10 protein-coding genes are annotated in these 14,191 nt (G+C 71.2%); 4 read left to right on the top strand and 6 right to left on the bottom strand.

The annotated features are described in order from the left end of the window. Nucleotides 1-102 precede the first annotated feature (102 nt). From A6A06_RS40055 to A6A06_RS40040, 4 genes are all read left to right on the top strand, one after another. Nucleotides 103-1,116, top strand: a complete 1,014-nt coding sequence (locus tag A6A06_RS40055; protein ID WP_073769062.1) for a polyprenyl synthetase family protein — start codon at nt 103-105, stop codon at nt 1,114-1,116. Nucleotides 1,117-1,576: 460 nt separating this feature from the next. Further along, nucleotides 1,577-2,917 (top strand): LolA family protein, encoded by a 1,341-nt coding sequence (locus tag A6A06_RS40050; RefSeq protein WP_073769060.1) that lies wholly within the window; start codon nt 1,577-1,579, stop codon nt 2,915-2,917. A gap of 82 nt (nt 2,918-2,999) precedes the next feature. After that, complete coding sequence (locus tag A6A06_RS40045; RefSeq protein ID WP_242441192.1) at nt 3,000-3,977, top strand: ABC transporter ATP-binding protein; 978 nt, start codon at nt 3,000-3,002, stop codon at nt 3,975-3,977. Between the two features lie 4 nt (nt 3,978-3,981). Next, nucleotides 3,982-4,998, top strand: a complete 1,017-nt coding sequence (locus tag A6A06_RS40040; protein ID WP_079194669.1) for an ABC transporter permease — start codon at nt 3,982-3,984, stop codon at nt 4,996-4,998. Between the two features lie 72 nt (nt 4,999-5,070). Here the strand turns inward: A6A06_RS40040 and A6A06_RS40035 are convergent, their stop codons facing one another. From A6A06_RS40035 to A6A06_RS40010, 6 genes are all read right to left on the bottom strand, one after another. After that, nucleotides 5,071-6,468: a M28 family metallopeptidase gene (locus A6A06_RS40035; RefSeq protein ID WP_242441190.1), complete on the bottom strand. Its 1,398-nt coding sequence runs from the start codon at nt 6,466-6,468 to the stop codon at nt 5,071-5,073. A gap of 128 nt (nt 6,469-6,596) precedes the next feature. Next, nucleotides 6,597-7,724 carry an EamA family transporter RarD gene (gene rarD, locus A6A06_RS40030; RefSeq protein WP_242441189.1) on the bottom strand — a complete coding sequence of 376 codons (1,128 nt, stop codon included), beginning with the start codon at nt 7,722-7,724 and terminating at the stop codon, nt 6,597-6,599. A gap of 297 nt (nt 7,725-8,021) precedes the next feature. Continuing rightward, nucleotides 8,022-9,116: a 2-oxoacid:ferredoxin oxidoreductase subunit beta gene (locus A6A06_RS40025; RefSeq protein WP_073769058.1), complete on the bottom strand. Its 1,095-nt coding sequence runs from the start codon at nt 9,114-9,116 to the stop codon at nt 8,022-8,024. After that, nucleotides 9,109-11,106, bottom strand: a complete 1,998-nt coding sequence (locus A6A06_RS40020; RefSeq protein WP_073769056.1) for a 2-oxoacid:acceptor oxidoreductase subunit alpha — start codon at nt 11,104-11,106, stop codon at nt 9,109-9,111. The genes A6A06_RS40025 and A6A06_RS40020 overlap by 8 nt, the downstream gene beginning before the upstream one ends. A gap of 274 nt (nt 11,107-11,380) precedes the next feature. After that, on the bottom strand, nt 11,381-12,040 hold the full coding sequence (locus A6A06_RS40015; protein ID WP_338015990.1) for a response regulator transcription factor: 660 nt from the start codon (nt 12,038-12,040) through the stop codon (nt 11,381-11,383). A gap of 692 nt (nt 12,041-12,732) precedes the next feature. Continuing rightward, nucleotides 12,733-14,046: a sensor histidine kinase gene (locus A6A06_RS40010; RefSeq protein ID WP_073769052.1), complete on the bottom strand. Its 1,314-nt coding sequence runs from the start codon at nt 14,044-14,046 to the stop codon at nt 12,733-12,735. Nucleotides 14,047-14,191: the final 145 nt, after the last annotated feature.

Here is a 14,191-nt window from a genome sequence, read left to right as displayed (position 1 = left end):
GGCGCTCACGGTGATCCAACGGCGACCGGATACGCTGGCCAATGGTGGAGACAGCGACAGATCGACAATCCGTTTGATCGTCAGCAGACAGGAGTACCCCTCGTGACCGTCGTCGGGCCCTTCGGGCTGAGCGTGCGGGACCAGGCTCTTGAGGCCGATGTCCAGGCCGGGTTGGCGGCTGTCGAGGAGGGCCTGCTGGAGGCCACCAAAAGCGACGTGCCGTTCATCACCGAGGCCGCGCAGCATCTCGTACGCGCAGGTGGCAAGCGGTTCCGGCCGCTGCTGGTGATGCTGGCCGCGCAGTTCGGCGACCCGCACACGCCGGGCGTCGTCCCCTCGGCCGTCGTCGTGGAGCTGACGCACCTGGCGACGCTGTACCACGACGACGTCATGGACGAGGCGGACGTGCGCCGCGGGGTGGCCAGCGCCAACGCCCGCTGGGGCAACTCCGTGGCCGTACTGACCGGGGACTTCCTCTTCGCCCGTGCCTCGCACATACTGGCCGACCTCGGTCCGGAGGCCGTACGCATCCAGGCCGAGGCGTTCGAACGCCTGGTGACCGGGCAGATCCTGGAGACGGCGGGACCGCGGGACGGCCGCGACCCGATCGACCACTACCTGGACGTCATCGCGGGCAAGACCGGCTCGCTGATCGCCGTCGCGGGCCGCTTCGGCGCGATGATGTCCGGCGCCGACGAGACCACCGTCAACATCCTGACCCAGTACGGCGAACGCCTCGGCACCGCCTTCCAGCTCGCCGACGACGTCCTGGACATCGCCAGCGACTCCCACGAGTCCGGCAAGACGCCCGGCACCGACCTGCGCGAAGGCATCCCGACCCTGCCGGTGCTGCACCTGCGCGCCCTGGCCGACGGCGAGCGCGGCACCGACAAGGACCGCGAGCTGAGCGACCTGCTGGCCGGTGACCTGACCGACGACGCCCGGCACGCCGAGGCGCTGGCCGGGCTGCGCGCCCACCCGGCGCTGGAGCAGGCCCGCCGCGACACGGTGCGCTACGCGGAGGAGGCGCGGGCCACGCTGGCGCCGCTGCCGGAGTGCATGGCGAAGGCGGCCCTGGAAGGGCTGTGCGACTCGGTGGTGCACCGGGCAGGCTGAGGGGGCGCTCCCTTCGAGACATCGGGGCTCCGGGACGTCGAGGCGTCGGGACTCCGGGACTTTGAGGCGTCGGGACTTCGAGACGTCGGGAATCCGGGACTTCGAGGCGTCGGGACTCCGGGGTTTCGGGGCTCCGGCACTGCGGGGCGTCGGGGTCCGTGGGACACGGGAGAGCCGTGACACCCGTGAGCTGCTTGGTGTTCACGTGATTTTCCGGACTCCCCGAGACCCCGGGTAACCCTTAGGGCCCGGTCCTCCTTTGGTCATACGTGCTCCGCCCTGCGGTGATGCGGGGTCATCCCACCGGAGTAGGCGGAGTTGGCCCCGGGGGCTGACGCGTACGGCTGGCCGGTTTGGTGGGATTGAGGGCACCACGCCATGGCGGAACGGGTCACAATGAGCCCGGGGGTGGACGAGTGCGTCGCGTAGCAGGCCGCCGCTTACGACGGAGGTAAGGCACATGCCACGGAACCAACCGACACAGCTCACCGACGAGTGGGACGGGGACGGGGGGCGCTCCGCGAAGCGCCGCAGAATGATGCGGTACGCGGTCCCGGCCGCCGTCGTGGGCGTCACGGCGGCCTCCATCGGGCTGGTCCCGGCCTTCGCCGGCTCCGGCTCACCGGACCTGCCGAAGATCTCGGCGCAGGACCTCATAGCCAAGGTCGCCGCGTCGGACGTGCAGCAGCTGTCCGGCACGGTCCGTACGAGCACCGACCTGGGGCTGCCGTCCCTGTCGGGCAGCGGTGCCGGTGCCTTCGGCGGCGGCTCCTCGGACCAGGGCGGCAAGGGCGCGGGTGACGAGGACGGCGGCTCGGGCTCCTCCGCGAGCCCGCAGAGCCGGCTGGCGGACCTGGCGTCCGGTTCGCACACGCTGCGCGTCGCCGCCGACGGGCCCGACAAGCAGCGGGTCTCGGTCGTCGACAAGGCCGCCGAGTACAACCTCGTACACAACGGCCGTGACATCTGGGGCTACGACAGCAAGAGCAACACCGCGTACCACAGCACGGTCCCGGCCGAATCGAGCCGTTCGGAGAGCCGCTCGGACAAGTCCGGTAAGTCCGGCAAGTCCGATGGTGCGGGCGGGGAGTCCGGCGACCTGAAGAACGCCACCCCGCAGGAGCTGGCCAAGAAGGCGCTGGCCGCGGTCGGCGACACCACCTCGGTGACCGTCGACGGCACGGCCAAGGTGGCCGGGCGGGACGCGTACCAGCTCTCGGTCAAGCCCAAGCAGGCCGGTTCCACGGTCGACTCGATCCGGATCTCGGTGGACGCCGAGACCGGCGTACCACTGAAGTTCACGCTCACGCCCAAGGGCGGCGGCGCCGCCGCGGTCGACGTCGGCTTCACCTCCGTCGACTTCGCCAAGCCCGCGGCCGACACCTTCGACTTCAAACCGCCGAAGGGCGCCAAGGTCGTGGACGGCGACAAGGCCGGCGCACAGCAGCGCGCCAAGGGCCACGGCACGGCCGAGGACCTCCAGGGCATCCTGGGGCAGTACGGCCTGGACGGCAAGAACGCCGGCAAGGGCAAGGGCGTCGACGTCATCGGCTCCGGCTGGACCTCGATCGCCCACGTCAAGGGCACCGGCTCCGGCCTCTCCGGCGCCACCGGCAAGGGCGCGTCCGGCGACGTGTCCAAGCTGCTGGACAGCCTGGGCGAGAAGGTGGACGGGAAGTTCGGCTCCGGCCGGATCTTCAGCACGCGCCTGGTCAACGCCCTGCTGACGGACGACGGATCGGTCTACGTCGGTGCGGTCGACAAGGAGTCCCTGATCAAGGCGGCCGAGTCCGCCAAGTAACGAGAACGGCGCGGGGCGGGCCGCCGCCGCCCCGCGTCCCGGGGCCGCCGGCGCGACCGGCCGCGCTCACAGGTGCGACCACATGGGGGAGCCGATGACGCAGCCGTCCGCCGGGGGCCGGGTGATCGAGACCCGTGGGCTGACGAAGAGGTACCGCGGCGGGCAGCTCGCCGTGGACCGCCTCGACCTCGCCGTACCGCGCGGCAGCGTCTTCGGCTTCCTCGGCCCCAACGGTTCGGGCAAGACCACCACCATCCGGATGCTGCTCGGCCTGATCGAACCGTCCGCCGGCGGCGTCCGGCTGCTCGGCGAGCCGATGCCGCGGGCGGCCCGCCGGGTGCTCCCCAGGGTCGGCGCCCTCATCGAGGGGCCGGCCCTCTACGGCTTTCTCAGCGGGCGCGACAACCTCGTCCGGTTCGACGCGGCCGACCCGGTCGCGGACCCCCGTACCCGCGCCCGCCGGGTGGACCACGCGCTGGAACGGGTCGGCCTGGCCGCCGCCGCCCGCAAGAAGGCCCGCGCCTATTCGCTGGGCATGAAGCAGCGGCTGGGGCTGGCCGCGGCGCTGCTCCAGCCCCGCGAACTGCTCGTGCTGGACGAGCCGACCAACGGCCTGGACCCGCAGGGGATGCGGGAGATCCGCGCACTCGTCAGGGAGCTGGCGGGCGACGGCACCACCGTCTTCCTCTCGTCCCACCTCCTCGACGAGATCGAGCAGGTCTGCACCCACGCCGCGGTGATGGCGCGCGGCCGGCTCGTCACTCAGGGCACGGTCGCCGCGCTGTCCGCCGGGACGCGGGGGCGGCTGGTGGTCGGCACGCCCGACACCGCGGACGCGGTGCGGGTGCTCAAGGAGTACGGGGTGACCGACCTCGTGGTGACGGAGGAGCGGGTGACCGGGGAACTTCCGGTGCCGGCCGGCGGGCCGCCGGACCTGGCGGAGGTCAACTCCGCTCTCGTGCGGGCCGGGGTACGCGTACGGGCCTTCGGCGTGGAACGCGCGTCCCTGGAGGACGTCTTCGTACAGCTGACCGGAGAGGGCTTCGATGTCGCGGGCTGAGGCTATGGGGGGCGCGGAGCCCGGGACGGCGGGGACCGGACGCACGGGGACCGGACGCACGGAGCCCGGGAGTGCGGGGACCGGCGGCGCAGAGGTCGGGAGCGCGGAAGCCGGGAGGACGGGGATCGGGAGTACGGGGCGTGGAGGCGCGGGGGCCGGTGGTGCGGCCGTGTGCCGTGCGCCGCGGCCCCTGTGGACGCTCGGCCTGCTGCGCAACGAGATCGGTACGACCTTCCGGCGCTGGCGCACCCTCGCACTGCTCGCCGTCCTCGCGGCCGTACCGGTACTGATCGGGGTCGCCGTCAAGATCGAGACGGACGGCGGCGACGGCGGTGGCGGTGGCGGACCGGGCAGCGCGTTCGTCTCCCAGATCAGCAACAACGGCCTCTTCCTGGTCTTCTCCTCGCTGGCCGTCACCCTGCCGGTCTTCCTGCCGCTGGCGGTCGGCGTGATCGCGGGGGACGCGGTCGCCGGTGAGGCGCACGCCGGGACGCTGCGCTACCTGCTCGTCGCGCCGGCCGGGCGGACCCGAACGCTGCTGGTCAAGTACGCGACGACGGTGACGTTCTGCCTGACGGCCACGCTGGTCGTGGCCGTCTCGGCGCTGGTGACCGGCGCGCTGCTCTTCCCGGTCGGCGAGGTGACGCTGCTGTCCGGGACGACCGTGCCGTTCGGCGAGGGCCTGCTGCGGGCGCTGGCCGTCGCGCTCGTCGTGGCCCTGTCCCTCCTCGGTGTCGCGGCGATCGGCCTGTTCGTCTCGACGCTCACCAACAGCGGCATCGCGGCCATGGCCACCACCGTCGGCCTGCTGGTCATGATCCAGATCCTGGACGCCGTCCCGCAGCTGCACGCGATCCAGCCGTACCTCTTCTCGCACCACTGGCTGTCCTTCGCCGACGTGCTGCGCGACCCCGTCTACTGGGACCGGCTTCAGCAGAACTTCGGCCTCCAGGCGCTGTACGTGGCGGTCTTCGGCTCCGCCGCCTGGGCGCGCTTCACGACGCGGGACGTCACGGTCTGATGCCGTGACGTCCCGCGCCGTACGGTCCGGGGCCGCCGGTGCGGCCGGTGGTCAGAAGGTGAGCTTCCAGCTTCAGAAGGTGAGCTTCCAGCTGTCGATGTAGCCGGTGTCCTGCGGTCCGCTGTCCTGCACCCGCAGCTGCCAGGTGCCGTTGGCCGTCTCGCCGGACGCGTCGACCGTGTAGGTGGTGTTCACGTTCGCCGCCGAGTCCGAACCGCTGGAGTTCTTCAGCCGGTACGCCCGTCCGCTCGGCCCCACGAGGTCGATGATCAGGTCGCCGCGGTAGCTGTGCTTGATGTCCACCCCGGCCTTCAGGGTGGCCGGCGCGTTGCCCGTACGCCCGGAGACGGTCACCGAGGAGGTCACCGCGGCGCCCGCGTCCGGGATCTGCACGTCGTCGGTGTTCTCGAAGACGGCGCCGTCGGGCGGTGACGTCGTGCCGACGCCCAGCTCCCACACCGCGTGCGCGATGGCGTCGCTGTTGCGGTCCAGGGCGGTGTCGTTGATGTTCGACGACGTGTCGCAGGAGCGGTGGTAGCAGCGGTCGAAGGGCTGGCCGGACGTACCGCCCCACTTCTGCGCCTGGGCGGCCGTCTTGGTGTAGTCGGCGCCGGAGAACAGGCCGCCCACGGGGATGCCGACGTTCTTGAACGGCGCGTGGTCGCTGCGGCCGTCACCCTCGGTCTCGATCTCCGTGGGGATGTTCAGCGAGGCGTAGTACGCCTTGAAGACGGCCTCGATGGTGCGGTCGTCGTCGTAGACGAAATAGCCGGGGTTGGGCGAGCCGACCATGTCGAAGTTCAGATAGCCGCTGAACTTCGAGCGGTCCGCGGCGGCCAGCCGGCCCACGTAGTACTGCGAGCCGCGCATCCCCAGCTCCTCGGCGCCCCACCAGCCGAACCGCAGGTGCTTGGCGGGCTTGGCGCCGGAGCGGGCGACGGCCAGCGCGGTTTCGAGGATCGCGGCCGAGCCGGAGCCGTTGTCGTTGATGCCGGGGCCCGCGCTGACGGAGTCCAGGTGCGCGCCGGCCATCAGGATCTGGTTCGGGTCGCCGCCGGGCCAGTCGGCGATGAGGTTGTAGCCGGTGGCGCCGCTGGTGGTGAACTGCTGCAGGGCGGTGGTGAAGCCCGCGGCGTCCAGCTTGCCCTTGATGTAGTCGATCGAGGCCCGGTAGCCGGGCCGGCCGTGGGCCCGGTTGCCGCCGTTGGCGGTGGCGATCGACTGGAGCTGGCTCAGGTGCGCTTTGACGTTGGCCACCGGTATGTCGGGGGCGGCGACCGTGGGGGCGGGGGCGGTGGAGCGGGCGGCGGGTGCGGCGGTGGCCGCGCCGGCCGCCCCGGGTATCGCAACGATCAGGCCGAGTACGGCGCCGGCAGCGGTCAGGCGGAGGCCGCCGGGGCCGCTGCCGCCGCTCCTGCCCGATCTTCGAAAACGGCTGGTCGCACTGCGTCTTGCGGTATTCCATGACATGAGGGGTCTCCGGATTCCGAACGTGAAGTGAACGGACCGTGCATGGCGCGAAGCTGATGGTGCGTGCGCCACGCCCCGGTGACAAGGCGGAATCCGGACACCCCGACCCGCATATCGCTCGCGGCGGGTCAGGACGTGGCGGAACCCAGTTCCCTGGCGGCTTCCGGAGCCGCCGCGGGGCACTCCGTCGCTGCCGCGGCGCATTCCGGAGCCGCTCCGGGACCTTCCGGAACTGCCGCAGCGCTATGCGGATCTGCCGGAATGCTCTGCGGATCTGCCGGGATGTTTTCCGGGGCTGCCGAGGTCAGTGCCGCGGCGGTCTCCCCGGCCGCTTCCCGCGCCGCCTTCCGCGCCGTGGCCAGGGCCGTACGCGCGGAGCGGGCGGTGCGGATCGCGTCGTACGTCAGCACCACCAGCGCCAGCCAGACGAGGCCGAAGCCCGCCCAGCGCTCCACCGGCATCTCCTCGTGGAAGACCAGCAGGCCGAGGGCGAACTGGAAGGTCGGCGCCAGGTACTGGAGCATGCCGAGCACGGTCAGCGGCAGGCGCATCGCCGACGCCCCGAAGGCGATCAGCGGCAGCGCGGTGGCCACGCCGCAGCCCATGAGCAGCAGCATCTGCCCCGCCCCGCCGGTCAGGAACCCGGCCTCGCCGCGCACGCCGAGGTAGATCAGGATGCCGAGGGCGGGCAGGAACTGCATCACCGTCTCGGCGCTGAAGCCTTCGATGCCGTCCAGCTTCACGCCCTTCTTGACCAGGCCGTACGTGGCGAACGAGAACGCCAGCACCAGCGAGATCCAGGGCACCTGGCCGTACGCCACGGCCATCACGACCACTGCCGCCGTACCGACACCCACCGCCGTCCACTGCAGCGGCCGCAGCCGTTCGCGCAGCACCAGGACGCCGAAGGCGATGCTGACCAGCGGGTTGATGAAGTAGCCCAGGGACGCTTCGAGGACGTGCCCGCTGTTGACGGCCCAGATGTACAGGAACCAGTTGACGGAGATGACCGTGGCGCAGAGCAGGACCAGGGCGAGCCGCTTGGGCTGCCGCACCAGCCGCAGCGTCCAGGACCAGCGGCGCAGCACGGCCAGGATGATCACGGCCACCGGCAGTGACCACACCATCCGGTGGGCGAGGATCTCGGCGGGTGCCAGATCGCCCAGCAGGTGCCAGTACAGCGGGAGCAGCCCCCATATCACGTACGCGGCGGTGCCGTAGACGAGTCCTGTGCGCTGATCGGACTGGGGTGGCAAGGGGCCCTCCGGGGAATGCTGCTCCATCTGCGCCGGCGGTGGTGCGGGTCGCGCTCTGAAGGTAACGCCGGACGGCCCGGCTGTCATGCCCGTTTCGACATACGGTCATGACAGTCGGGCGGAGCCCGGCCGCGGTGGGGAGGGGAGGTCCGGGGGAAAGGCCCGGGGCGCACGGCCGGAAAACAGCGGTGCCCGTACGGGGCGTCGGAAGACACCTCGTACGGGCACGGAGGTCCGGTGGCCGGATGGCCGCCTCACGGGCGGGCGGCGCCCCGGGGCGGGGGCGCCGGGCGGTCGCTAGCCGACCACCGTCCAGGTGTCGTTGCCGGCGAGCAGGGAGGAGAGGTCGCCCTTGCCCTGGTGCTCGATGGCGGTGTCCAGCTGGTCGCTCATGAGGGTGTCGTACACCGGGCGGTCCACGTTGCGCAGTACGCCGATGGGGGTGTGGTGCAGTGTGTCCGGGTCGGCGAGGCGGGACAGGGCGAAGGCGGTGGTGGGTGAGGGGCTGTGCGCGTCGTGGACGAGTACCGCGTCCGCGCCCTCCGCCGTCACGTCGACGACCTTGAGGTCGCCGGTGGCCGGATCCCGTACCACGCCCTTGGAGCCGAGGCCGTCCTCGGCGAGCGCGCCGAAGCGGATGGGCCGGCCGTGCTCCAGGCGGATCACGGCCTCCTCGGCCTGCTGTTTGTCCTTGAGGACCTCGAACGCGCCGTCGTTGAAGATGTTGCAGTTCTGGTAGATCTCCACCAGTGCCGTGCCCGGGTGGGCGGCGGCCTCGCGCAGCACGCCGGTCAGGTGCTTGCGGTCGGAGTCGACCGTACGGGCGACGAAGGACGCCTCCGCGCCGATGGCCAGCGACACCGGGTTGAAGGGCGCGTCCAGCGAGCCCATCGGCGTCGACTTCGTGATCTTGCCGACCTCGGAGGTGGGGCTGTACTGGCCCTTGGTCAGGCCGTAGATCCGGTTGTTGAACAGCAGGATCTTGAGGTTGACGTTGCGGCGCAGCGCGTGGATGAGGTGGTTGCCGCCGATGGACAGCGCGTCGCCGTCGCCGGTGACGACCCATACCGACAGGTCGCGGCGCGAGGAGGCCAGACCGGAGGCGATGGCCGGGGCACGGCCGTGGATGGAGTGCATCCCGTAGGTGTTCATGTAGTACGGGAACCGGGACGAGCAGCCGATGCCCGAGACGAAGACGATGTTCTCCTTCGCCAGTCCGAGCTCGGGCATGAAGCCCTGCACGGCGGCGAGAACCGCGTAATCACCGCAGCCGGGGCACCAGCGCACTTCCTGATCGGACTTGAAGTCCTTCATGGACTGCTTGGCCTCGGCCTTGGGCACCAGGGAAAGCGCCTCGATCGTCGAGGTCCCCTCCGCGATCGTCTCAGTCATTGATGGCCTCCTTAAAGACCTCCGCAAGCTGCTCCGCCTTGAACGGCATCCCGCTGACCTGGGTGTACGAGCGGGCGTCGACGAGGTACTTCGCCCGCAGCAGGGTCGCGAGCTGGCCGAGGTTCATCTCCGGTACGACCACCTTGTCGTAACGTGCCAGCACCGCGCCGAGGTTCCGCGGGAAGGGGTTGAGGTGGCGCAGATGGGCCTGGGCCACGCGCCCCCCGTCGCGCCGTACGCGCCGTACGGCCGCGGTGATCGGCCCGTAGGTCGAGCCCCAGCCCAGGACGAGGGTGTCGGCGCCCTGCGCGGCGGCGGCACCCTGGCCGTCGCGGACGGCCGCGTCCACCGTCGGGTCGTCGACCTCCAGGTCCGGGACCTCGATGCCGTCGATCTTCGCCTGGCGGGTACGGACCATGAAGTCGTGGTTGGCCGGGTCGTAGGAGATGTTGCCCGTGCCGTCCTGCTTCTCGATGCCGCCGATCCGGTGCTCCAGACCGGGCGTGCCGGGCACCGCCCACGGCCGCGCGAGCGTCTGCTCGTCACGCTTGTACGGCCAGAACACCTCCGTGCCGTCCGCCAGCGTGTGGTTCGTGCCGGACGCGAACTGCACGCGCAGGTCGGGCAGCTGGTCGACCTCCGGGATGCGCCACGGCTCGGAGCCGTTGGCGAGGTAGCCGTCGGAGAGCAGGAAGACCGGCGTACGGTACGTCAGCGCGATGCGCGCCGCGTCCAGCGTCGCATCGAAGCAGTCGGCGGGCGTCTTGGGCGCCACGATCGGCACCGGCGCCTCGCCGTTGCGCCCGTACATCGCCTGCAGCAGGTCGGCCTGCTCGGTCTTGGTCGGCAGGCCGGTGGACGGGCCGCCGCGCTGGATGTCGACGATCAGCAGCGGCAGTTCCAGGGAGACCGCGAGCCCGATGGTCTCCGACTTCAGCGCCACGCCGGGGCCCGAGGTGGTGGTCACCGCGAGCGCCCCGCCGAAGGCCGCGCCCAGCGCCGCGCCGATTCCGGCGATCTCGTCCTCGGCCTGGAAGGTCCGTACGCCGAAGTTCTTGTGCCTGCTCAGCTCGTGCAGGATGTCCGAGGCCGGCGTGATCGGGTACGAGCCCAGGTACAGCGGCAGGTCGGCCTGCTGGCCGGCGGCGATCAGGCCGTACGACAGCGCCAGGTTGCCGGAGATGTTGCGGTACGTCCCCGTCGGGAACGCCGTGGTGGCCGGCGCGACCTCGTAGGAGACCGCGAAGTCCTCGGTGGTCTCGCCGAAGTTCCAGCCCGCGCGGAACGCGGCGACGTTCGCCTCGGCGATGTCCGGCTTCTTGGCGAACTTCTGCCGCAGGAACGCCTCGGTGCCCTCGGTCGGCCGGTGGTACATCCACGACAGCAGGCCCAGCGCGAACATGTTCTTGGAGCGCTCGGCCTCCTTGCGGGAGAGCCCGTACTCCTTGAGCGCCTCGATCGTCAGCGTCGTCAGCGGCACCGGATGGACGCTGTAGGCCTCCAGCGTCCCGTCCTCCAGCGGGCTCGCCTCGTAGCCCACCTTCGCCATCGGGCGCTTGGTGAACTCGTCCGTGTTGACGATGATCTCCGCGCCGCGCGGCACATCGGCCAGGTTCGCCTTCAGGGCGGCCGGGTTCATCGCCACCAGGACGTTGGGCGCGTCGCCGGGGGTGAGGATGTCGTGGTCCGCGAAGTGCAGCTGGAAGCTGGAGACACCCGGCAGGGTGCCGGCGGGGGCCCGGATCTCGGCGGGGAAGTTCGGCAGTGTGGAGAGGTCGTTGCCGAACGTCGCCGTCTCGGAGGTGAACCGGTCACCCGTGAGCTGCATACCGTCACCGGAGTCGCCCGCGAACCGGATGATCACCCGGTCCAGGCGACGTACCTCTTTACCGCCGTCGTTCCCGCCGTCGGCGCCGGTCCCGGGAGCCTGCGGCTCCCGGGTGAGCGCTCCGTCGGCCTGCTCGGCTTGGCTGCTGACCTGGCTGGTCACTGCTTCGGACCTCCCTCGGGGCGGTGGCTCGGGACTCGTCGTGCCGACCGGTCGTCCCACGAACATCGTACGTGGGTAAGGGTCGCCTTCCCTGGGCCGATCAGATGATGGACCTGGACATGAGACAACGTTCTGTCAGAATTTGTCATAAAACTAGCGCCCCCCGGCCCCCTTCTCCGAGACGCTCGCGCCTCGGCCTTTGGTTCTACTCCTCAAGTCCCGGTCGGCCCCCCGAGCCGCCCGCAACCTGCGTAACTGACAGCGTGTCGGTTTCTCAGGAGTTGAGATACGTGAGTACGGCCAGCACCCGGCGGTGATCCCCGTCACTCGGCGACAGGCCCAGCTTGAGGAAGATGTTGCTGACGTGCTTCTCCACCGCACCGTCGCTCACCACCAGCTGCCGTGCGATTGCGGAGTTCGTCCGCCCCTCGGCCATCAGCCCCAGGACCTCCCGCTCCCGTGGCGTGAGGTTCGCCAGCACGTCCTGCTTACGGCTGCGGCCGAGGAGCTGCGCGACCACTTCGGGGTCCAGCGCGGTGCCCCCCTCGGCGACCCGGACCACCGCGTCCACGAACTCCCGCACTTCGGCTACCCGGTCCTTGAGGAGATAGCCGACGCCGTGACTGGATCCCGCCAGCAATTCCGTCGCGTACTGCTCCTCCACGTACTGCGACAGCACCAGCACCCCCAGCCCCGGGTGATCCCGCCGTAGCCGCACCGCGGCCCGCACCCCTTCGTCCGTGTGCGTCGGCGGCATCCGTACGTCCGCCACGACCACGTCCGGCAGCTCGCCCTCGGCGGCCAGCTCCCCGATGACCTTGATCAACGCTTCGGCGTCGCCCACCCCGGCCACGACGTCGTGTCCACGGTCGGTCAGCAACCGGGTCAGGCCCTCCCGAAGCAGCACCGAGTCCTCGGCGATGACCACCCGCACCCTGTCCTCCACGACTCTTCCAGCCCCCACGTTCCGTTTCTTCCCCACCCCTGCGCCCCCAGCATCCCAGCATCCGATCCCGACCGCCCCCACCTGCCGATAATCGGCGGTCACCACTCCGGACACAGAGGGAGGGCGGGGTGGGGAGGGGGCGAGAGGTGGGGGGAGGTGGGGGGCGAGAGGCGGGGCGGTGAGGTGGGGGGATAGGTGGGGCGGTGAGGTGGGGTGGGGGTGAGAGCAGCGGGTGAGTGGGGGGAGGGAGCGCCCGGGGCGGAGGGGCGTTGGGCAGGGCGGGGTGGGGTGGGGTGGTGATCGGGGGGCATAGGGCCGCGGCCAGGCCGACCTCACCTGGTCGGTCCCGCCGCTGGGTCGGTCCCGCCGCCGGGTCGGTCCCGCCGCTGGGGCGGGCCTGCCGGGGTGGTCCGGCCTGGGCGGTTTCCGTCAGGTCGGTTCCCGTCAGGTCGGTCTCCGCCTGGGCGGCGTCGGTCCTGTCGGGTCGGCTCCGCCCGGGTGCGTCGGCCTTGCCTGGGCGGCGTCGGTCCTGTCGGGTCGGTCCCGCCCGGGTGCGTCGGCCCCGCCAGGCCAGCCCTGTTAGTCCAGCCTCGCCAGATCATCCCCGCCGACCCGACCCGACCCGACCCGACTCGGCCCGACCCGACCCGACCCGACCCGACTCGGCCCGCCCCGTCGGGTCAGCCCCGCCAGGGCAGGTCTGCCGTGATGGTGGTCGGGCCGCCCGGAGGGGAGTCGACGACGAGTAGACCGTCGACCGCGCTGAGGCGTTCGGCCAGGCCCGCCAGGCCGGTGCCCGCTTCCGTACTCGCGCCGCCCTGCCCGTTGTCCGCGACGAGCACCATGATCCGGTCGGCTATTCGCCACACGTCGACGGTGGCGCCGGTCGCCTGAGCGTGCTTGGAGACATTCTGCAGGAGTTCGGAGACGGTGAAGTAGGCGATGCCTTCGATGGCCGCGGCCGGGCGGTGGTCCAGGTCCACGGAGACCTTGACCGGGACCGTGCAGCGGGCGGCCAGCGCCGACAGGGCCGGGCCCAGCCCGCGGTCCGTGAGGATCGCCGGGTGGATGCCGCGCGCGAGGTCGCGCAGCTCCTGCAGGGCTATCTTCACCTCGCCGTGCGCCTCGTCCACCATCTTCGCGGCGGCTTCCGGGTCCTCCGCCAGCTTCTCCTTCGCCAGGCCCAGGTCCATCGCGAGCGACACGAGCCGAGCCTGCGCGCCGTCGTGCAGATCGCGCTCGATGCGCCGCAGGTCGGCGGCGGCGGTGTCCACGACCACCCCGCGGTCCGTCTCCAGCTCCGAGACGCGCGAGGCGAGCAGGGAGGGGCCCAGCAGTCCGTACACCAGGACCCGGTCCACGTGTGTCAGCCCGCGTATCACCCAGGGTCCGGCCAGGACCAGCAGCAGGCCGATCGCGCTGGACGCCGCGATGCCGAGAGAGGAGTCCAGGTAGAAGCCGTCGCCCCGGCCGCTGCCCCACAGCTGGATGCCCGGCTGGTCGAGGTAGGCGGGGAACGTCCACTGCCACAGCGGGTAGAGGAACAGGGTCCAGCCCACCGACCAGAACGTCACCGCGACGGTGAAGGCGGTCATCGCCCAAGGGAATTGCAGTATCGAGTACAGGAGGTGGCGCCAGGAGACACCGCTCTTGAGGACCGCGCCGACCCAGCTCATCATCCCCGGCTTGGGGGCGCGCACCGGCTCCGGGTCGGCCACGTCCAGGTCCAGCAGAGCGCGTGCGCGCACGCGCTCCAGGGTCCCGAACCCGCGGCAGCCGAGCAGCCCGCCCGCGAGCACCGGTATGCCGAGGAACGTGATCAGCAGACCCGCGCCGAGCGAGACCATGGTGACGGCGTAGCTGAACATCACGCAGGCCACCGGGAGGCTCAGGAAGAGGTAGAGGAACTCCCGCCAGGTGCGGCCCGAGAAGGGGGCGCGCAGCACGGTGGGTACCCGCGAGGCCGGTGGGTGGGTTCCGTAGGCGGTGTCCATGATCTCGTCGTCCGTTCTGCCAGGTCCGGGTCGGCTTGCCGACGGCGCCTTCGCACGCGCCTTCGGCAACGTCTAACTGCTGCTGCCGTCAGACCCGCTGCCTCCGGCTCTGCCGACTACCTCCAGACTCCGCTCCCGGCGCCGT

Origin of the sequence: Streptomyces sp. CB02923, assembly GCF_001905005.1 — a bacterium.
In the GTDB taxonomy this organism is placed as follows: Bacteria; Actinomycetota; Actinomycetes; order Streptomycetales; family Streptomycetaceae; genus Streptomyces.
This window is presented reverse-complemented; position numbering and strand designations above follow the sequence as displayed.